Below are 23065 nucleotides of genomic sequence, written 5' to 3' on the forward strand. Positions count from 1 at the left end.
TAAAACATGGAGATTTCAGCACGATATCATTCAGATTGTGAGGTCAGCTTAATTTTATAGGTGAGAGTGAAAGGAATGGTCTCTACCTTTTCATTCTAGTTTTTAAAATGGTATAATAGTACTATATCTAAAGCAAGGGGGAGAAGAAATGATTGCACAGCTCGACACCAAGACTGTTTACAGTCTTATGGAAAGTGTGGTTTCGATTGAAAAATATGTACAAACGGCTAAAGACTATGGCTATTCTCACCTTGCTATCATGGATGTGGATAATCTCTATGGAGCCTATCATTTTCTAGAAGTGACTCGTAAGTATGGCATTCAACCTTTAATTGGTCTAGAAATGACCTTGGTCAAAGATGAGGACAATATTTCTCTTCGTTTTCTAGCCCTATCCACTAAAGGTTATCAAGAGTTGATGAAGTTATCCACTTTAAAAATGACTGGACGGAAAAATTGGTCTAACTTCACCAGCCACCTCGAAGATGTTGCCATTATTGTTCCTTATTTTGCTGGAATCGAACAATTGGATTTGGGGCATGATTATTATATCGGTGTTAGTCCAGATACTCCTCAAGAAGTTTTTACCAGACCCATTCTTCCACTGTATCAAGTCAATTCTTTTGAAAAAGAAGACCTACAGGTTTTACAAATCTTGTCAGCAGTCAAGGATAATGTCAGCCTAAGAGAAGTGGATGTGCATTCACAACAAGGAATCTTTCTACCTGCCTCAGACTTGGAAGCACGTTTTATGAATTGCTTCCCTCAGGCGCTTGCCAATCTCCAGGGTTTGATAGAGAATGTAAGCTATCAAATCGACCCAAGTTTAAAACTTCCTCGCTTTAATCCTGAAAGACCAGCGGTAGAAGAGCTTCGAGCGAGGGCTGAGCAAGGCTTGAGTGACAAGGGGCTAACCTCAGCTATTTATCATGAGCGATTGAATGAGGAATTAGCTGTGATTCATGATATGGGCTTTGACGACTATTTCCTTGTAGTTTGGGATTTGCTCCGTTTTGGACGTTCCCAAGGCTACTATATGGGAATGGGGCGTGGTTCTGCGGTTGGTAGTCTGGTGGCCTACTCACTTGACATCACAGGAATTGATCCGGTTGAAAAGAATCTGATTTTTGAGCGCTTTTTAAATCGTGAGCGTTACACCATGCCTGATATTGATATTGACATTCCTGACCTTTATAGACCAGAGTTCATTCGTTATGTTCGTGATCGGTACGGCAGTCAACACGTGGCACAGATTGTCACTTATTCGACCTTTGGAGCAAAACAGGCAATTCGTGATGTTTTCAAACGCTATGGTGTTCCAGAGTACGAATTAACAAATATTACGAAAAAAATCAGTTTCCGAGATACGCTAACAACTGCCTATGAAAAGAATTTGCAGTTTAGGCAGGTCATCAATAGCAAAATGGAATACCAAAAAGCTTTTGAGATTGCTCGAAAGATTGAAGGGTATCCTCGTCAGACCTCTATCCATGCAGCTGGAGTCGTTATGAGTGACCAAGACTTGACGGACTATATTCCGCTCAAATACGGTGAGGATATGCTCATCACCCAGTATGATGCTCATGGTGTTGAAGCTAATGGCCTTTTAAAAATGGATTTCCTAGGTCTGCGTAACTTAACTTTTGTCCAAAAAATGCAGGAATTACTGGCTGAGTCAGAGGGTGTTCATCTGAAAATCGAAGAGATTGATTTGGAAGACAAGGAAACTCTGGCCCTCTTTGCTGCTGGAAATACCAAAGGGATTTTCCAATTTGAACAACCTGGTGCTATTCGACTCTTGAAACGAGTTCAGCCACAAGTCTTTGAAGAGGTAGTAGCCACGACCTCGCTCAACAGACCAGGAGCTAGTGACTATATTGATAATTTTGTTGCTCGTAAGCATGGCAAAGAAAAGGTGACGGTGCTGGATCCTGCCTTGGAAGACATCCTTTCATCAACCTACGGTATCATGCTCTATCAAGAGCAGGTCATGCAGGTAGCTCAGCGGTTCGGAGGTTTCAGCCTTGGCAAAGCCGATATCCTCAGACGAGCCATGGGTAAGAAAAATGCTAAAGAGATGCATTTAATGAAGGAAGATTTTATCACAGGAGCTATGAAACTTGGGCATTCAGAAGAAAAAGCCAATCAAGTTTTTGCAGTGATGGAAAAGTTTGCAGGCTATGGATTTAATAGATCTCACGCCTACGCTTACTCAGCCCTGGCTTTCCAGCTTGCCTATTTCAAGACGCACTATCCTGCTATTTTCTTCCAAGTCATGTTGAATTATTCTAGCAGTGATTACATTGTAGATGCATTGCAGATGGGCTTTGAAGTAACTCCTTTAGCAATCAACAGCATTCCCTATCATGATAAAATTACCCAGAAGACAATCTATCTTGGTCTAAAAGCCATTAAGGGCATGCCAAGAGATTTGTCTTACTGGATTATTGAAAATCGTCCCTTCTCAAGCATTGAAGATTTTGTCACACGTCTTCCCAAGAATTACAAGAAACTATCGCTTTTAACTCCATTGGTTGAACTGGGGCTTTTTGATGAATTTGACAAGAATCGTCAGAAAATCTTAGTGAACCTACCAAACTTATTTGTCTTTGTTGAGGAGTTAGGAGGACTCTTTGCGGATGCAAACTATAGTTGGACTGAGGCTGATGATTTTACAGAGGCAGAGAAATTTTACAAGGAGCAGGAACTGATTGGAGTTGGAATCAGTGCCCATCCTCTACAAACTCTTGCCAAACAAGCTTTGTATCCAACAACGTCCATCGTTAATCTTACTGAGGGGAGTCAAGCAACTCTTCTAGTTGAAGTGCAAAAACTAAAAGTCATTCGAACCAAGAAAGGCGAGAGTATGGCCTTTCTACAGGTTCATGACAGTAAGTCTAGGCTGGATGTAACTGTATTTTCTGACCAATATCGAAAATTTGCTTCTATCTTATCCGAAGGAAAATTCTACTATATCAATGGCAAGGTTCAATCCCGAGATGGTCGTCTGCAAATGATTGCACAAGATTTGAAAGAAGCAGTCGCAGAACGATTCTGGATTCAAGTTAAAAATCACGACAACGATAAAGAGATTTCAAATATCCTAGAACAATACAAAGGCTCTATTCCTGTTATTATCAGGTATGTAGAGGAAGAAAAAACAATTGTTTCCTCCCGTCATTTTGTAAAAAAAGACCCTGCTTTACAGGAAAAATTAGAGGGAATTGCTATGAAAACGATTTATCGCTAAAAATACGAAAAATAGAAGAATTTTCAAATGAAATGTGGTATAATCAATAAGAATGTTAAAAGAAAAAGGAGCAAAACCAAATGAAACGTATTGCTGTTTTGACTAGCGGTGGAGACGCCCCTGGTATGAACGCTGCCATCCGTGCAGTAGTTCGTCAAGCAATCTCAGAAGGAATGGAAGTCTTTGGTATCTATGATGGATACGCAGGGATGGTTGCCGGTGAAATCTATCCACTTGATGCTGCTTCAGTTGGAGACATCATTTCACGTGGTGGTACTTTCCTTCACTCTGCTCGTTACCCTGAGTTTGCACAACTTGAAGGTCAACTTAAAGGGATTGAGCAGTTGAAAAAACACGGGATCGAAGGTGTTGTTGTAATCGGTGGTGACGGTTCTTATCACGGAGCTATGCGCTTGACTGAGCATGGATTCCCAGCTATCGGTCTGCCTGGCACAATTGATAATGATATCGTAGGTACTGATTTCACAATTGGATTTGATACTGCAGTTACTACTGCAATGGATGCGATTGATAAGATTCGTGATACATCATCAAGTCACCGTCGTACTTTCGTTGTAGAAGTAATGGGGCGTAACGCTGGTGATATCGCACTTTGGGCAGGTATTGCTACTGGTGCCGATGAAATCATTATTCCTGAAGAAGGTTTCAAGATGGAAGATATCGTTGCAAGCATCAAAGCTGGATATGAATGTGGTAAGAAACACAACATCATCGTTTTGGCTGAGGGAGTTATGTCTGCCGATGAGTTTGGTAAGAAACTCAAGGAAGCTGGAGACACTAGTGACCTTCGTGTAACTGAACTTGGTCACATCCAACGTGGTGGTTCGCCAACTGCGCGTGACCGCGTCTTGGCGTCACGCTTGGGAGCACATGCTGTTAAACTCCTCAAACAAGGAATCGGTGGTGTCGCTGTTGGTATTCGTAATGAGAAAATGGTTGAAAATCCAATTCTTGGGACAGCAGAAGAGGGAGCTTTGTTTAGCTTGACTGAAGATGGCAAGATCGTGGTGAACAACCCGCACAAAGCTGATCTTGAACTATCTAGCTTGAACAAGAGCTTGTCATAATCAACTTTAACTAATCTGGTAAAATGACCATAAAAGGTCAAATTATATAAAGGAGTCACAAATCATGAATAAACGTGTAAAAATCGTTGCAACTTTGGGTCCTGCGGTTGAAATCCGTGGTGGAAAGAAATTCGGTGATGATGGATACTGGGGTGAAAAACTTGACGTTGAAGCTTCAGCAAAAAATATTGCGAAATTGATTGAAGCAGGAGCGAACACTTTCCGTTTCAACTTCTCGCACGGTGACCACCAAGAACAAGGTGAACGTATGGCAACTGTTAAACTTGCAGAAAAACTTGCAGGTAAGAAAGTTGGTTTCCTTCTTGATACAAAAGGTCCTGAAATCCGTACTGAATTGTTTGAAGGTGACGCAAAAGAATACTCATACAAAACTGGTGAAAAAATCCGTGTTGCAACTAAACAAGGAATCAAATCAACTCGTGAAGTGATTGCTTTGAACGTTGCTGGTGCTCTTGACATCTACGATGATGTTGAGGTTGGTCGCCAAGTATTGGTTGACGATGGTAAACTTGGTCTTCGTGTTGTTGCAAAAGACGATGCAACTCGTGAATTTGAAGTAGAAGTTGAAAACGACGGAATTATCGCTAAACAAAAAGGTGTAAACATCCCTAACACTAAAATTCCTTTCCCAGCACTTGCTGAACGTGATAACGATGATATCCGTTTCGGTCTTGAACAAGGTATCAACTTCATCGCGATCTCATTCGTACGTACTGCTAAAGACGTGAATGAAGTTCGTGCAATCTGTGAAGAAACTGGTAACGGACATGTTCAATTGTTTGCGAAAATCGAAAACCAACAAGGTATCGATAACTTGGATGAAATCATCGAAGCTGCTGACGGTATCATGATCGCTCGTGGTGACATGGGTATCGAAGTACCATTCGAAATGGTTCCAGTTTACCAAAAAATGATCATCACTAAAGTGAACGCAGCTGGTAAAGTTGTTATCACAGCAACAAACATGCTTGAAACCATGACTGAAAAACCACGTGCCACTCGTTCAGAAGTATCAGACGTATTTAACGCTGTTATCGACGGTACTGACGCTACAATGCTTTCAGGTGAGTCTGCAAACGGTAAATACCCACTTGAATCTGTTCGTACAATGGCAACAATTGACAAGAATGCTCAAACCCTTTTGAAAGAATACGGTCGCTTGTCGTTTGTTAACTTGTCACGTAATTCTAAGACTGAGGTTATGGCTTCAGCTGTTAAGGATGCGACAAACTCTATGAATATCAAGTTGGTGGTTACTCTTACTAAGACAGGTCACACTGCTCGTTTGATTTCTAAATACCGTCCAGATGCTGATATCTTGGCAATCACTTTCGATGAATTAACTCAACGTGGATTGATGTTGAACTGGGGTGTTATCCCAGTAACAACTGAACGTCCATCAAACACTGATGATATGTTCGAACTTGCCGAAAAGATTGCAGTAGAACAAGGTTTGGTAGAATCTGGTGATGATATGATTATCGTTGCAGGTGTACCGCTTGGAGAAGCTGTCCGTACAAACACAATGCGTATCCGTACAGTACGTTAATCTAAACTTTTAAAAGCCTATCATACCAAGCTTTTGTGCTTGTGTGATGGGTCTTTTTTCTATTTTAGAAGATAAAAAGAGAGTGATTTTTATTAAACAGAAATGGGAAAAATAGGAGAACTATGGTATAATAGAATGTAGAGACCTTTTTAGTAAATTTTGAAAGAGTATAACATGAGAAAAATTGTCATCAATGGTGGACATCCATTGCAAGGTGAGATCACCATTAGCGGTGCTAAGAATAGTGTTGTAGCATTAATCCCTGCTATTATACTGGCAGATGATGTTGTCACTTTGGATTGTGTCCCAGATATTTCAGACGTTGCTAGTCTTGTCGAAATTATGGAAATCATGGGTGCGAAAGTAAAACGCTACGATGATGTTTTGGAGATTGATCCGAGAGGTGTTCAAAACATTCCTATGCCTTATGGCAAGATCAATAGCCTTCGTGCTTCTTATTATTTCTATGGAAGTCTGTTAGGTCGCTTTGGTGAAGCTACAGTTGGACTTCCTGGTGGATGTGATCTGGGACCTCGTCCGATTGACCTTCACTTAAAAGCCTTCGAAGCCATGGGAGCCAAGGTAAGCTATGAGGGAGATAATATGAATTTATCTGCCCAAGGTAAGGGACTTCACGGCGCAAGTATTTACATGGATACCGTCAGTGTTGGTGCAACGATTAATACCATGATTGCGGCTGTTAAGGCTAAGGGACGGACTGTTATTGAAAATGCGGCTCGTGAGCCGGAAATCATCGATGTAGCTACCCTTTTGAACAACATGGGGGCTCATATTCGTGGTGCAGGGACTGATATTATCATTATTGATGGTGTCAAGCAACTTCATGGAACGCGTCACCAAGTTATTCCAGACCGTATCGAAGCCGGAACCTATATATCACTTGCTGCAGCGGTTGGTAAAGGAATCCGTATTAACAATGTTCTCTATGAGCATTTAGAAGGTTTTATCGCCAAACTAGAGGAAATGGGCGTTCGTATGACCGTCTCTGAGGATAGTATCTTTGTTGAAGAACAGTCTGATTTGAAGGCTATTAATATCAAAACTGCTCCTTATCCTGGTTTTGCAACCGATTTGCAACAGCCAATCACACCACTTTTACTAACAGCTCAAGGTCGTGGTACTATTATTGATACCATTTACGAAAAACGTGTCAATCATGTCTTTGAATTAGCAAAAATGGATGCAGATATTGCGACTACAAATGACCATATTTTCTACACTGGTGGGGGAATTCTACATGGTGCCAAGGTGAAAGCTACAGACTTGCGAGCTGGTGCTGCACTTGTGATTGCTGGACTGATGGCTCAAGGCCAGACTGAAATTACAAATATTGAGTTTATCCTTCGTGGCTACTCAGATATTATTGAAAAATTACGTAGTCTTGGAGCAGATATTACACTCGTCGAAGACTAAGCCGTTGAGGTGATTATGAATATTTGGACCAAATTAGCAATGTTTTCTTTTTTTGAAACGGAGCGCTTGTATTTGCGTCCTTTCTTTTTTAGTGACAGTCAAGCGTTTTACGATATTGCTTCAAATCCGGAAAATCTGCAGTTTATTTTTCCCAGTCAAGCAAGTTTGGAAGAAAGTCAGTACGCACTTGCTAACTATTTTATGAAGGCTCCTCTAGGTGTCTGGGCAATTTGTCTCCAAGGAAATCAGGAAATGATTGGTTCCATCAAGTTTGAAAAAATAGATGAAATCAAAAAAGAAGCAGAAATTGGTTACTTCTTAAAAAAGGATTCTTGGTCACAAGGTTTTATGACAGAAGTAGTTACCAAACTTTGTCAGCTTTCCTTTGAAGAATTTGGTTTAAAACAATTATCCATCATCACTCATCTGGAGAATCAAGCTAGTCAGAAAGTTGCCTTGAAAGCAGGTTTTAGTCTCTTTCGCCAATTCAAGGGGAGTGACCGCTATACTCGTAAAATGAGAGACTACCTTGAATTTCGATACGTTAAAGGAGAATTCAGTGAGTAAACACCAAGAAATCTTAAGTTATCTGGAAGAGTTACCAATAGGAAAACGTGTCAGTGTTCGTAGCATTTCCAATCACTTGGGTGTCAGTGATGGGACGGCTTATCGTGCTATCAAAGAAGCTGAAAACCGTAGAATTGTAGAAACTCGACCTCGTAGTGGAACCATTCGTGTCAAATCTCAGAAAGTAGCTATTGAGAGACTAACCTATGCTGAAATTGCAGAAGTCACCTCCTCTGAAGTTTTAGCTGGTCAAGAAGGGCTGGAGAGAGAGTTTAGCAAATTCTCCATTGGGGCCATGACCGAGCAGAATATTTTGTCCTATCTGAATGATGGTGGTTTGTTAATCGTCGGAGACCGTACTCGTATTCAACTTCTGGCTTTGGAAAATGAAAATGCGGTTCTCGTGACGGGTGGTTTTCATGTACACGAGGATGTACTGAAACTTGCTAATCAGAAAGGAATTCCTGTTTTACGAAGTAAGCATGATACTTTTACAGTTGCGACCATGATCAACAGAGCTCTCTCAAATGTTCAAATCAAAACCGATATTCTGACAGTTGAAAAGCTCTATCGTCCTAGCCATGAGTATGGTTTCTTAAGAGAAACGGACACAGTGAAAGATTATCTAGACTTGGTACGCAAGAATCGAAGTAGTCGTTTCCCTGTCATCAATCAGCACCAAGTGGTTGTTGGGGTTGTTACCATGCGTGATGCAGGAGACAAATCACCCAGCACGACGATTGATAAGGTGATGACGCGCAGCATTTTCGTGACAGGATTAGCGACCAATATTGCCAATGTCAGTCAACGGATGATAGCAGAAGATTTTGAGATGGTTCCGGTAGTGAGGAACAATCAAACTTTGCTCGGAGTTGTAACGAGACGAGATGTCATGGATAAGATGAGTCGCTCTCAGGTTTCGGCTTTGCCGACTTTTTCAGAGCAAATCGGACAAAAGTTGTCTTATCATCACGACGAAGTTGTGATTACGGTTGAGCCCTTTATGCTTGAGAAAAACGGGGTTTTGGCAAATGGTGTTCTTGCTGAAATTTTAACTCACATGACACAGGATTTGGTGGCAAATAGCAGACGCAATCTCATCATCGAGCAGATGCTAATTTACTTCTTGCAGGCTGTTCAGATAGATGATACTTTGCGGATTCAGGCACGCATTATTCACCACACGAGACGCTCAGCCATTATTGATTATGATATTTATCATGGTCATCAAATTGTATCAAAAGCAAATGTTACAGTTAAAATCAATTAGAATCTAGGAGAAAAAATGATAACTTTAAAATCAGCACGTGAAATCGAAGCCATGGACAAGGCTGGTGATTTCCTAGCAAGTATCCATATCGGCTTACGTGATTTGATTAAGCCAGGCGTGGATATGTGGGAAGTTGAAGAGTATGTTCGTCGACGTTGTAAAGAGGAGAATTTCCTTCCTCTACAGATTGGCGTGGATGGGGCAGTCATGGATTACCCCTATGCCACTTGTTGCTCTCTTAACGACGAAGTAGCTCACGCATTTCCACGTCATTACATCTTGAAAGATGGAGATTTGCTCAAGGTTGACATGGTTCTAGGTGGTCCGATTTCCAAATCAGACCTCAATGTATCTAAACTCAACTTCAATAATGTTGAGCAAATGAAAAAATACACCCAAAGTTATACTGGTGGTTTAGCTGACTCATGTTGGGCTTATGCGGTTGGTACACCGTCTGAAGAAGTGAAAAACTTGATGGACGTGACCAAGGAAGCTATGTATAAAGGGATTGAGCAAGCAGTTGTCGGAAATCGTATCGGTGATATCGGTGCAGCAATTCAAGAATACGCTGAAAGTCGCGGTTACGGTGTCGTTCGTGATTTGGTTGGTCATGGTGTCGGCCCAACTATGCACGAAGAGCCAATGGTTCCTAACTACGGTATTGCAGGCCGTGGACTCCGTCTCCGTGAAGGAATGGTGCTAACCATTGAACCCATGATCAATACTGGTGACTGGGAAATTGATACAGATATGAAGACTGGCTGGGCTCATAAGACCATTGATGGTGGTCTATCGTGCCAATATGAACACCAGTTCGTGATTACCAAAGACGGCCCTGTTATCCTGACCAGTCAAGGTGAAGAAGGAACTTATTAAAAATGAAGGGAGCTCGTACCGCCCCCAAAAAGTTAGACAGAAAAAATCAGCTCTTTGTCAACTGTAGTAGGTTGAAGTCAGCTAAGATCGAGAAAGGACGAATTTCGTCCTTTCTTTTTTGATGTTGAGAGCGATGAAAATCCTTTTATTGAAGTTCTCAAAGTTCCGAAAACCAAAGGCATTTCGTTTGATGAGTTTAATGAGGTTATTAGTCGCTTTTCATTATAAATCTTATGGGACTTTTTTGTGCCAGATTTCTAAATAAACTGATTAAATTCCTATTTTTCCCTATCATTGTCCCTGTTTTTCCTGGAGTTTTGAAGCTATAATAGTCCTATCAAATCAAAGAATGGAGGAAGGCAATGGACAATGTAATCTTTTTTATCAGTGTTTTTCTTGCTGGAATTCTTTCCTTCTTTTCTCCTTGTATTTTACCCTTGTTGCCAGTCTATGCAGGAGTCTTATTGGATGATAAGAATGATGCTCAGGCTTCTAGCGGAAAAATTTCAATCTCACTTGTTAGTTTAGTGCGAACTCTGGCCTTTATAGCGGGGATTTCCTTTGTTTTTATCTTACTGGGTTATGGAGCTGGTTTTTTAGGCAATTTGCTTTATGCTTCTTGGTTTCAGTATGTGACGGGTGCGGTTATCATTCTCTTGGGCTTGCACCAGATGGAAGTCTTACATTTGCAGGGACTTTACAAGGAAAGAAGGCTACAATTAAAGAGACAGGGTCAAAACGCTAACGGCTATAGTCAGGCATTTTTACTGGGGTTAACCTTTAGTTTTGCTTGGACGCCATGTGTGGGGCCGGTTCTGGGGTCTGTTTTGGCCTTGGCGGCTTCAGGTGGTTCAGGAGCTTGGCAGGGTGCTGGTCTCATGTTGATTTACACGCTGGGCTTAGCGCTACCATTTTTGGCTCTAGCTCTTGCCTCCAGCTATGTTTTGAAACATTTCCGAAAACTCCATCCTTATCTCGGAACCCTCAAAAAAGTAGGTGGTTTCCTCATTATCGTGATGGGAATCTTGGTGCTTTTGGGAAATGCTTCCATTTTGACTACATTATTTGAATAGAGAGGAAAAAGAAATGAAAAAATGGCAAACATGTCTCCTTGGAGTAGGCTCAATTTGTTGCTTGGCAGCCTGTTCGGCTAAAAACATGTCAGACGAGTCTACTATGAAGGAGCAAACAAAAACAGAACAAGTTAGCTCGCAAACTGCCACCAAGGGTCAAGCAGTAGCTGATTTTAAATTGATGGGTGTAGATGGCAAGACCTATCGTTTGTCTGATTACAAGGGCAAGAAAGTCTATCTCAAATTCTGGGCTTCTTGGTGTTCCATCTGTCTAGCTAGTCTTCCAGATACGGATGAAATTGCTAAAGAAGCTGGTGATGACTATGTGGTCTTGACAGTGGTGTCTCCTGGACACAAGGGGGAGCAATCTGAAGCAGACTTTAAGAACTGGTACAAGGGCTTAGATTATAAAAATTTTCCAGTTCTAATTGATCCATCAGGCAAACTCTTGGAAAGTTATGGTGTTCGTTCTTATCCAACTCAAGCCTTTATAGACAAGGAAGGCAAGCTGGTCAAAACGCAACCAGGTTTTATGGATAAGGATATGATTTTAAAGACATTGAAAGAAATGGGGTAGAGAAAGATCATGAATGATAAAGTAAAACTTTTTGTCTTGGCAGGGGTCATTCTCCTAGCCATAACCGGTTTTTATTTTCTATTGATGCGAAATGCAGGGCAGACAGATAGCTCGCAAATTGAGAAAGCGTCAGTTAGCCAAGGAGGAAAAACAGTGAAAAAAACAGAAGTGAGTAAAGACGCAGACTTGCACGAAATTTATCTAGCTGGGGGATGTTTCTGGGGAGTGGAGGAATACTTCTCACGCGTTCCCGGAGTGACAGATGCCGTTTCAGGCTATGCAAATGGTAGAGGGGAAACAACCAAGTACGAATTGATTAACCAAACAGGACATGCAGAGACTGTCCATGTTACCTATGATGCCAATCAAATTTCCCTTAAGGAAATCCTGCTTCATTACTTCCGCATTATCAATCCAACCAGCAAAAATAAACAAGGAAATGATGTGGGGACCCAGTATCGTACCGGTGTTTATTACACAGATGACAAGGATTTGGAAGTAATCAACCAAGTCTTTGATGAGGTAGCTAAGAAATACGACCAACCTCTGGCAGTTGAAAAGGAAAACTTGAAGAATTTTGTGGTGGCTGAGGATTATCACCAAGACTACCTAAAGAAAAATCCAAATGGCTATTGTCATATCAATGTCAATCAAGCTGCCTATCCCGTCATCGATGCCAGCAAATATCCTAAACCAAGTGATGAAGAATTGAAAAAGACTTTGTCACCTGAGGAGTATGCAGTTACCCAGAAAAATCAAACAGAGCGAGCTTTTTCAAACCGCTACTGGGATAAATTTGAATCCGGTATCTATGTGGATGTAGCTACTGGCGAACCTCTCTTTTCATCAAAGGACAAGTTTGAGTCTGGTTGTGGCTGGCCTAGCTTCACCCAACCCATCAGCCCAGATGTTGCCACCTACAAGGAAGATAAGTCTTACAATATGACACGCATGGAAGTGAGAAGTCGAGCTGGAGATTCTCACCTTGGCCATGTCTTTACAGATGGACCAGAGGACAAGGGTGGCTTGCGCTACTGTATCAATAGTCTTTCTATCCGATTTATTCCAAAAGACCAAATGGAAGAAAAAGGCTATGCCTATTTACTAGATTATGTCGATTAAGAAGTCTTTCCTAAGTAGTTAGAGGAGAATTTTGCTATACTGATACTAGTAAGTGGTAAAGGAGCAGAGCATGACCTACACAATCTTAATCGTAGAAGATGAGTATCTGGTAAGACAAGGATTGACCAAGCTGGTTAATGTAGCGGCCTACGATATGGAAATCATCGGTCAGGCTGAAAATGGAAGACAGGCTTGGAACTTGATTCAAAAGCAGGTACCAGACATCATTTTAACCGATATCAATATGCCTCAGCTAAATGGCATCCAGTTGGCCAGGCTGGTCCGAGAAACCTATCCCCAGGTGCATCTGGTATTTTTAACGGGTTACGATGATTTTGATTATGCCTTGTCTGCTGTCAAACTAGGTGTCGATGACTATCTGCTCAAACCCTTTTCTCGTCAGGATATTGAGGAAATGTTAGGGAAAATCAAGCAAAAACTAGACAAGGAAGAAAAAGAAGAGCAGTTACAAGATTTATTAACCGATAAGTTTGAGGGAAATATTGCTCAGAAAATCCAGTCCCATCTGGCTGACAGTCAGTTTAGTTTAAAGAGCTTGGCCAGTGACTTAGGTTTTAGTCCGACTTATTTGAGTTCCTTGATTAAGAAAGAATTGGGCCTGCCTTTTCAGGATTATCTGGTGAGAGAGCGTGTCAAACAAGCCAAGCTCTTACTTCTGACCACGGATTTAAAGATTTACGAGATAGCCGAAAAGGTTGGCTTTGAAGATATGAACTACTTTACCCAACGTTTTAAACAGGTTGCAGGTGTGACACCTCGTCAGTTTAAGAAAGGGGAAGGCCGATGAAGCGTTCTTCTCTTTTAGTCAGAATGGTTATTTCCATCTTTCTGGTCTTTCTCATTCTCCTAGCTCTGGTCGGGACTTTCTATTATCAATCTAGTTCATCAGCTATTGAGGCCACTATTGAGGGCAATAGCCAAACGACCATCAGCCAGACTAGCCACTTTATTCAGTCTTATATCAAAAAATTAGAAACCACCTCTACCAGTTTGACCCAGCAGACGGATGTGTTAGCCTATGCTGAGAATCCCAGTCAAGACCAAGCCAAGGGAATCCGAGATCTGTTTTTGACTATCTTAAAGGCAGACCAGGACTTGAAAACGGTGGTACTGGTCACCAAATCTGGTCAGGTTATTTCTACAGATGACAGTGTGCAGATGAAAACTTCCTCTGATATGATGGCCGAGGATTGGTACCAAAAGGCCATTCATCAGGGAGCTAAGCCAGTTTTGACACCAGCTCGTAAATCAAACAGTCAGTGGGTCATTTCTGTCACTCAAGAACTTGTTGATGCAAAGGGAGCCAATCTTGGCGTGCTTCGTTTGGACATTTCCTACGAAACTCTGGAAGCCTATCTCAACCAACTCCAGTTGGGCCAGCAGGGCTTTGCCTTTATCATCAATGAAAACCATGAATTTGTCTACCATCCTAAACACACAGTCTATAGCTCAGCGAGTGAAATGGAGGCTATGAAACCCTACATCGAGACGGGGCAGGGCTATACGCTAGATCATCAATCCTACGTTAGTCAGGAAAAGATTGCAGGAACAGATTGGACGGTTATAGGCGTGTCTTCGTTGGAGAAGTTAGACCAGGTTCGAAGTCAACTCATGTGGACCTTGCTTGGTGCTAGTGCCTTATCTCTTCTTGCCTGTTTCTGCTTGGTATGGTTCAGTCTCAAACGCTGGATTGCCCCTTTGAAGGACCTGAGAGAAACCATGCTGGAAATTGCTTCTGGTACACAAAATCTGCGTGCTAAGGAAGCTGGCGCCTATGAACTGAGAGAAGTGACTCGCCAGTTCAATGCCATGCTGGATCAAATTGACCAGTTGATGGCAGATGTGCGCAGGCAGGAAGAAGCGACCCGGCAGTATGAACTTCAAGCATTGTCGAGTCAGATTAATCCTCATTTCCTCTACAATACTTTGGACACTATCATCTGGATGGCTGAGTTTCAGGATAGTCAGCGAGTGGTTCAGGTGACCAAGTCCTTGGCAACCTATTTCCGCTTGGCGCTCAATCAAGGAAAGGATTTGATTTCTCTTTCTGATGAAATCAATCATGTCCGCCAGTACCTCTTTATCCAGAAACAACGCTATGGTGATAAGCTGGAGTATGAGATTGCTGAAGATCCTGCTTTTGGTAACCTAGTCTTACCCAAGTTGGTGTTGCAACCTCTTGTAGAAAATGCTCTTTACCATGGCATCAAGGAGAAGGAAGGTCAGGGCCATATTAAAGTTTCTGTTCAGAAAAAGGATACAGGACTAGTCATCCGCATTGAGGATGATGGCATTGGCTTCCAATCTACTGGTGATAGTAGTCAAAGTCAGCTCAAACGTGGAGGAGTTGGTCTTCAAAATGTCGACCAACGCCTCAAACTTCATTTTGGAGAAAACTATCAGATGAAGATTGATTCTGTACCTTCAAAAGGGACGACGGTTGAAATATACATCAATAAAATAGAAACAAGTTAGCTCCCAGTCAATTCTGGGAGTTTTACTTTTAAAAATCAGAATGATTAGTTGGCCTTGATAAAATCAGTAAAAAAAGATATGATAGATAGTGACAAAAGAGGTATCAAGTATGAAGGAAAAAGACATTCAAAGAGCAACAAGACAGATTGTTGAAGATGTTTTGGAAAAGGCTGGATTGCGTGAAGGAAGCCTCTTTGTCCTAGGTTTATCCTCTAGCGAAGTTTTAGGCGGCCATATAGGCAAGGAATCCAGCCAAGAAATTGGGGAAATCATTGTGAAGACCATCCTAGATATCCTAGAGGAAAAAGGAATTCACCTAGCTATTCAAGGTTGTGAACACGTTAATCGTGCCCTCGTCGTTGAACGTCAGGTGGCGGAGCAGTTTGGTCTGGAAATCGTCAGTGTCCTTCCAACTCTTCATGCAGGCGGTTCAGGTCAGCTAGCTGCCTTTAAGTTTATGAAAGCACCTGTTGAAGTGGAGTTCATCAAGGCTCATGTTGGATTGGATATAGGAGATACCGCAATTGGCATGCATGTCAAGCATGTGCAGGTTCCGATTCGACCAGTTTTGCGTGAGATTGGCCATGCCCATGTAACGGCTTTAGCTAGCCGTCCAAAACTCATCGGTGGTGCGCGTGCACAGTATCCTGAAGACTTCATAAGAAAGTCATAAGTGGGCTGAAAGTTATCGTAAGTTAGAGATATTTCAAGTATGTAGAGGTAAAAGGTTGGAAAATTGTGTTTATATCGTTTCAGGTCCCCCAGGCGTTGGAAAGAGCACCGTCAGCAAAGAGTTGGCCTATTCTTTTGACAAAAGTGCAGTTATAGAGGGGGATATGATTTACTTAATGATAAAAAGTGGTCTCGTAGCTCCTTGGGAAGATGATGGATTTTACATGGATTTATTCTGGGATAATATCATCAGTCTGACCAGTAATTTCTTGGATCGTGGCATTACTGTTGTGATAGAATATGTCATATTTGAAGATCAACTGAAGAAAATTGCAGCCTTCTTAAAAGAAAAACGAATTAAGCTAAAATATTGTGTTCTAATGGCTCAAGAAGAAACCTTGAAAGATAGGGATTCTTCTCGAAAAGAAATTGAGAGAACAGGCGATTTATCAATCCAAGCAAGAAATGAGTTTCTAGCTAAAAATAGTGAGAAACATCATTTTCTATTCACAGATGATTTAGATGTCAAGGAAACGGTAAACATCATTAAAACTTCAAATCAATTTTTAATTTCTGAACAGTAAAAGACAGGGAGAGTAAGGGTACAGAAACCAAGACTCTCCCTGTTTTTTTGTTGAATTCTTGTGCAAAGTACTCCAAACAAGACCATCTTTTACAAGAAGAAGGGATGCTATCTGATGGAAAATTGCCAAAAGTAGAAAAAACCAATTTAGAGAAGATTTTTAGTTATAGAAATCAGTAAACAAAGCTGGATTTAGCTGTTCTAGGTCCGCCTTTTTGTGCTATACTTAAGATATGCATAGAAAAACAGTGATTGATTTTAGGGCTTTGGGCGAGAGATACACTTTTACCCAGCCGATCAAAGAGTTAAAAACGAGAGATTTATCAGAAGTGGCGGACTTGCTGGCACAAGTGGAAAGCTACCAAGAGCAAGTAACGGATACCGTAGAAACATTGGATGAGAGGGATTTTAACCAGCATAACGGGGTCTAAACTAGGACGACCTTTATCTTCAGAATAAGTATCTGCGACTAAGTCATAGATGAAGGAAAAATCGACCACTTGCTCAACCTGACGAAGAAAATGGGCTTGCGGAACGAGTTCATCTAGCGTGTAAAAACCAACTTGATTGCGGTTATATTCGAGATTTTCTTTGTGAAACATAGGGAACACCTCACAACTTTTCTTACCTCTATTATACGACTTTACACAAAGAAAAGCCCTTAGAAATTTGTAGTCTAAGGACTTTGTCTTCAATCTGAGGAGCTTAGCTCCTTTTTTTGTGTCAAATTTTATCAAAATAAATAAGCGTAGCAGACTTCTTACAAATTTATCCTTTTGTAGTAAAATAGGATTAGAATTTTGAGAAAGTAGGTAATTCGTTGGAGTCGATTATATTTCTAGTATCTGTTTTTTTAGCAGGTATCCTGTCCTTCTTTTCACCCTGCATCTTTCCTTTGCTACCAGTCTATGCTGGTATTTTACTGGATGATCTGGGAAATTCGAAAAGCTTTCGCTTTTTTGGAAGAGACGTTGCATGGTCTGGCTTAATTCGGACCTTGTGCTTTATTGCAGGAATCTCCCTCATTTTCTTTATTTTAGGATTTGGAGCTGGATTCCTAGGGCACATGCTCTATGCAGACTGGTTTCGTTATGCTATGGGAATAGTCATTATTCTTTTAGGGCTTCACCAGATGGAAATCTTGCATTTCAATAAACTGGAGGTTCAAAAGACAGTCACCTTCAAACAATCAAAGTCTAATCACTATCTGTCAGCCTTTTTACTTGGGATAACCTTTAGTTTTGGTTGGACCCCTTGTATCGGACCAGTCTTAAGTTCAGTCTTGGCCCTAGCAGCTTCAGGTGGCAGTGGTGCTTGGCAAGGAGCCGTGTTAACATTAGTATACACATTGGGAATGGCCCTTCCTTTCATTGTTTTGGCCTTGGCTTCGGGCTGGATTATGCCCTATTTTAGTAAATTAAAACCCCATATGATTTTACTAAAGAAAATCGGGGGAGCTTTGATTATTTTGATGGGATTATTATTAATGCTAGGGCAGTTAAATGCCTTGTCAGGAATTCTTGGATAAAAGGAGAAAAAAATGAAAAAAGTTATTTTTGCTGGATTGAGCCTCATGTCTCTATTCTTGTTGATTGCCTGTGGTGAAAAAGAAACCAAACAGACAAGCAGTCCCAAACAACCTGCTGTACAACAAATAGCAGTCGGTAAGGATGCGCCAGACTTTACCTTGCAGTCTATGGATGGCAAAGAAGTGAAGTTATCAGACTATAAAGGGAAAAAGGTCTATTTAAAATTCTGGGCTTCTTGGTGTGGACCATGCAAAAAAAGCATGCCTGAGCTGATGGAATTAGCTGCCAAACAAGATCGAGACTTTGAAATCTTGAGTGTCATTGCACCTGGTCTACAAGGTGAAAAAACAGTTCAAGACTTTCCAAAATGGTATCAAGAACAAGGATACAAGGATATTCCAGTTCTATATGATACGCAAGCAACTACCTTCCAAGCCTACCAAATTCGTAGTATTCCAACAGAATACTTGATTGACAGTCAAGGTAAAATCGGAAAAATCCAATTTGGTGCTATTAGCAATGCTGATGCAGAAGCGGCTTTTAAAGAAATGAAATAAAGAAAAAATCGCGATTTTTCGCGATTTTTTTATAGTTTTTCATTGATAAAGCGGATAAATTGATTCCACCAAACCTTCAAAAAGAAGGCTTTTTCAACTTTCTTTTCAGAAACCATTTCAAAAGATGGTTTGTCAGAAGTGAGATAGCCCTGGCCGACCAAATCCTGGTCATCATAGGTTAGAGTACCAACAACCTTGCCTTCTTCCAATGGAGCCATTTCTGATGTTGATTTCGGTGTGAATTGGAGAGCTGGTGTAGTACTGCTACCGATGCGTTGGACGATGGAAATGTCTGACTTAGCGACAGCTGTCACATTATCTTCTTTACCATCCAGAACTGTTACTTTACTATCGTTGTATGCTTCACCTTTCTGAACGACGGTTTTTAAGGCAAAGTTTGCAGAAATATAATCTAAAAGTGCAGAAGTAGCAGTAAAACGTGCATAAGGGTTGGTATCTTGTTGATCTGCATTCAAAACAACCGTAATAATACGCATCCCTTTCTCAACAGTTGTTCCAACGAACGAAGCACCAGCTTTATCAGTAGTACCTGTCTTTAGTCCATCAATACCACCACGATAGGCAGGCATTCCCTCCAACATATAGTTGGTTGAGTGGATTTCAAGCCCTGCAAAGGTAGAAGTTGGCTTTTTGGTGATTTCCAAAACTTGAGGATAATCTCGGATGAGGTTACGAGCGACGATTGCAACATCGTAGGCACTCAACTTGTTTTCATCGTCTTTCTTTGAACCAGGATAGATATTCTCGCCAAGGGTCTCATTATTTAAACCAGTAGTGTTTACAATAGTTGCATCTTGAATTCCCCATTCAAGAAGTTTAGCCCTCATCTTGTCTACAAAGTCTTTCTCAGAACCAGCAATCTTTTCTGCTAGCGCAATCGCAGCACTGTTTGCGCTGGATACCATTGTAGCCTCTAATAGTTGTTCAACAGTATAATTTCGAGCTTCCATAGGGACGTTACTCGCCTCAGAATTAGTTGTAAGTTTGTAAGGATAGTCCGAAATATCAACAGGTGTAGATAGGCTGATAGTTCCTTGTTCCAGAGCTTCATAGACCAGATAAACTGTAACTAGTTTTGTAATAGAAGCAATTTCTACAGGCTGATTTGCATCTTTTTCATAGAGGATTTTTCCAGTTGTAGCCTCGACAGCAATAGCATGTTTAGCAGCAACATCAAACTCCTGAGCAGAAACAGTAGAAGCTGCTCCAAAAACTAAAAGTGTCATAAAAGATAAAATTATTTTTTTCATATTAGCTTTATTTTATCATAAAGAAAAAAAATATTCTCGCTTTTTTACTAAAGCCATCTTATCTTTTTCAGAAATGTGGTAAAATAGAGAGAAGGAGGATACCTATGTTCCGCAGAAACAAATTATTTTTTTGGACAGCTGAAATTTTATTATTAACACTGATTTTCTATCTTTGGAGAGAAATGGGAGCCATCATTACTCCCTTCGTGACAGTTGTGAATACCATCATGATTCCATTTTTGCTTGGTGGATTTTTTTACTACATTACAAATCCAGTCGTTACTTTCTTAGAAAAGAGATGTAAGATCAATCGTCTAATTGGTGTCTTGGTCACTCTTTGTGCCTTGATTGGTGCTATCGTTGTAGGGGTCGTTTATCTCTTGCCGATTTTGATTAATCAGTTGACCAGCTTGATTATTTCTAGTCAAAACATCTATAGTAGACTACAAGATTTGATCATCGATTTGTCCATGAATCCAGTCTTCCAAAATATTGATATTCAACAAACAATTCAACAACTGAATCTCTCCTATGTGGATATCCTCCAGAATATCCTTAATAGCGTCAGCAACAGTTTAGGAAGCGTTCTTTCAGCTTTGTTTAGTACGGTTCTGATTCTCATTATGACCCCTGTATTCTTGATTTATTTCTTGTTGGATGGTCATAAGTTGCTACCAATGTTGGAACGTACCATCTTAAAACATGACAAATTGAATCTTTCTAGCCTTTTAACCAATCTCAATACAACCATAGCGCGCTATATCAGTGGAATTGCGATTGATGCGGTTATTATTGGATGTTTAGCCTATATTGGCTATAGCGTTATCGGATTAAAGTACGCCCTAGTTTTTGCTATTTTTTCTGGAATCGCAAATTTGATTCCTTATGTTGGTCCAAGTATTGGCTTGATTCCAATGGTGATTGCCAATGTGTTCACAGATCCTCATCGTATGTTGATTGCGGTTGCTTATATGCTCATTATTCAGCAGATTGACGGAAATGTTCTCTATCCACGTATCGTTGGAGGGGTTATGAAAGTGCATCCGATTACGATTTTGGTGCTCCTTTTACTGTCAAGTAATATCTACGGTGTCATAGGGATGGTCGTAGCAGTACCTACTTACTCTATTTTTAAAGAAATTACTAAGTTCCTAGCGAAATTATATGAAAACCATAAAGAAGCTAAGGAACTGGAAAAAACAGAATCAAATTAAAATCAGGGAGACCTGATTTTTTTGATGAAAAGACTATCGCCAAACGAAAAGAAGTTTGAATTCATATTGCCATAAAGAAGCAGAAGAACAGGATTTGATAAGATTTAGATTAATTCACAAAATATGTGTAAAACACTTGCAATTTAGCAGAAATTTGATAAAATAGTAAGGAAAGTTAGACTGTATTGCCTACTGTCTATCTATAAAATATATTTTATTGGAGGCTTTTACTCAAATGGCAAAAGAAAAATACGATCGTAGTAAACCACACGTTAACATTGGTACTATCGGACACGTTGACCACGGTAAAACTACTTTGACAGCAGCTATCACAACTGTATTGGCACGTCGCTTGCCTTCAGCAGTTAACCAACCTAAAGACTATGCGTCTATCGATGCTGCTCCAGAAGAACGCGAACGCGGTATCACTATCAACACTGCGCACGTTGAGTACGAAACTGAAAAACGTCACTACGCTCACATCGACGCTCCAGGACACGCGGACTACGTTAAAAACATGATTACTGGTGCTGCTCAAATGGACGGAGCTATCCTTGTAGTAGCTTCAACTGACGGACCAATGCCACAAACTCGTGAGCACATCCTTCTTTCACGTCAGGTTGGTGTTAAACACCTTATCGTCTTCATGAACAAAATTGACTTGGTAGACGACGAAGAATTGCTTGAATTGGTTGAAATGGAAATCCGTGACCTCTTGTCAGAATACGACTTCCCAGGTGACGATCTTCCAGTTATCCAAGGTTCAGCTCTTAAAGCTCTTGAAGGTGACTCTAAATACGAAGACATCATCATGGAATTGATGAACACTGTTGATGAGTACATCCCAGAACCAGAACGTGACACTGAAAAACCATTGCTTCTTCCAGTCGAAGACGTATTCTCAATCACTGGACGTGGTACAGTTGCTTCAGGACGTATCGACCGTGGTACTGTTCGTGTCAACGACGAAATCGAAATCGTTGGTATCAAAGAAGAAACTCAAAAAGCAGTTGTTACTGGTGTTGAAATGTTCCGTAAACAACTTGACGAAGGTCTTGCTGGAGATAACGTAGGTGTCCTTCTTCGTGGTGTTCAACGTGACGAAATCGAACGTGGACAAGTTATCGCTAAACCAGGTTCAATCAACCCACACACTAAATTTAAAGGTGAAGTCTACATCCTTACTAAAGAAGAAGGTGGACGTCACACTCCATTCTTCAACAACTACCGTCCACAATTCTACTTCCGTACTACTGACGTTACAGGTTCAATCGAACTTCCTGCAGGTACTGAAATGGTAATGCCTGGTGATAACGTGACTATCGACGTTGAGTTGATCCACCCAATCGCCGTAGAACAAGGTACTACATTCTCTATCCGTGAGGGTGGACGTACTGTTGGTTCAGGTATGGTTACAGAAATCGAAGCTTAATTCGATTTAGTTCCCAGAAGAACAATTATTTAAGTCAGACACTAAAAGAATCTTGCTTTGCAAGGTTCTTTTTTTCTTCTTGCTCTATTTGAAGTGTCTCCACTCTAGCAGTATAATCGTTTTTTTGGTATAATAAAAGTTATGGAAATCGAAAAAACCAATCGTATGAACGCTCTTTTTGAATTTTATGCGGCGCTTTTGACAGACAAGCAGATGAACTATATTGAACTCTATTATGCTGATGATTATAGTCTTGCTGAGATTGCTGAAGAGTTTGGTGTCAGTCGTCAGGCTGTTTATGATAATATCAAGCGGACAGAAAAGATTCTAGAAGATTATGAGATGAAACTGCACATGTACTCGGACTACATTGTTCGCAGTCAGATTTTTGACCAGATCTTGGAGCGCTATCCCAAGGATGATTTTCTGCAGGAGCAGATAGAAATTTTAACAAGCATTGATAATAGAGAATAAGAGGAAGAAA

At 40.8% G+C, this 23065-nt stretch carries 20 protein-coding genes and 2 pseudogenes; 19 read left to right on the forward strand and 3 right to left on the reverse strand.

Going from position 1 to position 23065, the window contains the following annotated elements:
- The first annotated feature begins 148 nt into the window (after positions 1-148).
- The 7 genes from D8805_RS01195 (at position 149) to D8805_RS01225 (ending at position 10055) form a co-directional block, all read left to right on the forward strand.
- Positions 149-3250: a DNA polymerase III subunit alpha gene (locus D8805_RS01195; protein ID WP_125415151.1), complete on the forward strand. Its 3102-nt coding sequence runs from the start codon at positions 149-151 to the stop codon at positions 3248-3250.
- Between the two features lie 80 nt (positions 3251-3330).
- Complete coding sequence (pfkA, locus tag D8805_RS01200) at positions 3331-4338, forward strand: 6-phosphofructokinase (protein ID WP_084973689.1); 1008 nt, start codon at positions 3331-3333, stop codon at positions 4336-4338.
- A 64-nt stretch (positions 4339-4402) separates the two neighbouring features.
- Positions 4403-5908 (forward strand): pyruvate kinase, encoded by a 1506-nt coding sequence (gene pyk, locus D8805_RS01205; protein ID WP_084973687.1) that lies wholly within the window; start codon positions 4403-4405, stop codon positions 5906-5908.
- 174 nt (positions 5909-6082) lie between these two features.
- Complete coding sequence (locus tag D8805_RS01210; RefSeq protein ID WP_125415152.1) at positions 6083-7342, forward strand: UDP-N-acetylglucosamine 1-carboxyvinyltransferase; 1260 nt, start codon at positions 6083-6085, stop codon at positions 7340-7342.
- Positions 7343-7357: 15 nt separating this feature from the next.
- Positions 7358-7909, forward strand: coding sequence for a GNAT family N-acetyltransferase (locus D8805_RS01215; RefSeq protein WP_125415153.1), 552 nt, complete (start codon positions 7358-7360; stop codon positions 7907-7909).
- The gene (spxR, locus tag D8805_RS01220) at positions 7902-9179 is read left to right on the forward strand and encodes a CBS-HotDog domain-containing transcription factor SpxR (protein ID WP_125415154.1); all 1278 of its coding nucleotides are present in this window, start codon (positions 7902-7904) and stop codon (positions 9177-9179) included. The genes D8805_RS01215 and spxR overlap by 8 nt, the downstream gene beginning before the upstream one ends.
- A gap of 15 nt (positions 9180-9194) precedes the next feature.
- Positions 9195-10055 (forward strand): methionyl aminopeptidase, encoded by an 861-nt coding sequence (locus tag D8805_RS01225; protein WP_125415155.1) that lies wholly within the window; start codon positions 9195-9197, stop codon positions 10053-10055.
- Positions 10056-10136: 81 nt separating this feature from the next.
- Here the strand turns inward: D8805_RS01225 and D8805_RS01230 are convergent.
- A pseudogene (locus D8805_RS01230) lies at positions 10137-10274 on the reverse strand (transposase); the annotation flags it as partial.
- A 143-nt stretch (positions 10275-10417) separates the two neighbouring features.
- Between D8805_RS01230 and ccdA2 (D8805_RS01235) the strand changes: the two are divergent.
- The 7 genes from ccdA2 (D8805_RS01235) (at position 10418) to D8805_RS01265 (ending at position 16579) form a co-directional block, all read left to right on the forward strand.
- On the forward strand, positions 10418-11128 hold the full coding sequence (gene ccdA2, locus D8805_RS01235) for a thiol-disulfide oxidoreductase-associated membrane protein CcdA2 (RefSeq protein WP_125415156.1): 711 nt from the start codon (positions 10418-10420) through the stop codon (positions 11126-11128).
- A gap of 13 nt (positions 11129-11141) precedes the next feature.
- Complete coding sequence (locus tag D8805_RS01240) at positions 11142-11705, forward strand: redoxin family protein (protein ID WP_125415157.1); 564 nt, start codon at positions 11142-11144, stop codon at positions 11703-11705.
- A 9-nt stretch (positions 11706-11714) separates the two neighbouring features.
- Positions 11715-12827, forward strand: a complete 1113-nt coding sequence (msrB, locus tag D8805_RS01245) for a peptide-methionine (R)-S-oxide reductase MsrB (RefSeq protein WP_125415158.1) — start codon at positions 11715-11717, stop codon at positions 12825-12827.
- Between the two features lie 70 nt (positions 12828-12897).
- A complete protein-coding gene (locus D8805_RS01250; protein WP_125415159.1) occupies positions 12898-13635 on the forward strand; it encodes a response regulator transcription factor in 738 nt (245 codons plus the stop codon).
- On the forward strand, positions 13632-15323 hold the full coding sequence (locus D8805_RS01255; RefSeq protein ID WP_084973678.1) for a cache domain-containing sensor histidine kinase: 1692 nt from the start codon (positions 13632-13634) through the stop codon (positions 15321-15323). Before D8805_RS01250 ends, D8805_RS01255 begins: the two co-directional genes overlap by 4 nt.
- Before the next feature lie 109 nt (positions 15324-15432).
- Complete coding sequence (locus D8805_RS01260; protein WP_084976302.1) at positions 15433-15996, forward strand: TIGR01440 family protein; 564 nt, start codon at positions 15433-15435, stop codon at positions 15994-15996.
- A 55-nt stretch (positions 15997-16051) separates the two neighbouring features.
- The gene (locus D8805_RS01265) at positions 16052-16579 is read left to right on the forward strand and encodes an AAA family ATPase (protein WP_000426565.1); all 528 of its coding nucleotides are present in this window, start codon (positions 16052-16054) and stop codon (positions 16577-16579) included.
- 373 nt (positions 16580-16952) lie between these two features.
- Here D8805_RS01265 and D8805_RS01275 read toward each other — a convergent pair.
- Positions 16953-17180: pseudogene (locus D8805_RS01275) on the reverse strand (IS5/IS1182 family transposase); the annotation flags it as partial.
- 218 nt (positions 17181-17398) lie between these two features.
- Here D8805_RS01275 and ccdA2 (D8805_RS01280) point away from each other — a divergent pair.
- On the forward strand, positions 17399-18106 hold the full coding sequence (gene ccdA2, locus D8805_RS01280; RefSeq protein ID WP_061587664.1) for a thiol-disulfide oxidoreductase-associated membrane protein CcdA2: 708 nt from the start codon (positions 17399-17401) through the stop codon (positions 18104-18106).
- Positions 18107-18118: 12 nt separating this feature from the next.
- Positions 18119-18664, forward strand: coding sequence for a thiol-disulfide oxidoreductase-associated lipoprotein SdbB (gene sdbB / locus D8805_RS01285; protein ID WP_000755591.1), 546 nt, complete (start codon positions 18119-18121; stop codon positions 18662-18664).
- Positions 18665-18693: 29 nt separating this feature from the next.
- On the opposite strand, the gene pbp3 is transcribed toward sdbB, so the two are convergent.
- Positions 18694-19935: a D-alanyl-D-alanine carboxypeptidase PBP3 gene (pbp3, locus tag D8805_RS01290; protein ID WP_061587665.1), complete on the reverse strand. Its 1242-nt coding sequence runs from the start codon at positions 19933-19935 to the stop codon at positions 18694-18696.
- A gap of 104 nt (positions 19936-20039) precedes the next feature.
- Here pbp3 and D8805_RS01295 point away from each other — a divergent pair, with 104 nt between their 5' ends.
- The 3 genes from D8805_RS01295 (at position 20040) to D8805_RS01305 (ending at position 23055) form a co-directional block, all read left to right on the forward strand.
- Complete coding sequence (locus D8805_RS01295; RefSeq protein WP_000489828.1) at positions 20040-21149, forward strand: AI-2E family transporter; 1110 nt, start codon at positions 20040-20042, stop codon at positions 21147-21149.
- A gap of 235 nt (positions 21150-21384) precedes the next feature.
- Positions 21385-22581, forward strand: a complete 1197-nt coding sequence (tuf, locus tag D8805_RS01300; protein ID WP_001040720.1) for an elongation factor Tu — start codon at positions 21385-21387, stop codon at positions 22579-22581.
- Positions 22582-22722: 141 nt separating this feature from the next.
- Positions 22723-23055 (forward strand): putative DNA-binding protein, encoded by a 333-nt coding sequence (locus D8805_RS01305; protein WP_000402066.1) that lies wholly within the window; start codon positions 22723-22725, stop codon positions 23053-23055.
- Positions 23056-23065 lie beyond the last annotated feature (10 nt).

The organism is Streptococcus oralis subsp. dentisani (assembly GCF_003944205.1).
Classification (GTDB): Bacteria; Bacillota; Bacilli; order Lactobacillales; family Streptococcaceae; genus Streptococcus; species Streptococcus oralis_BH.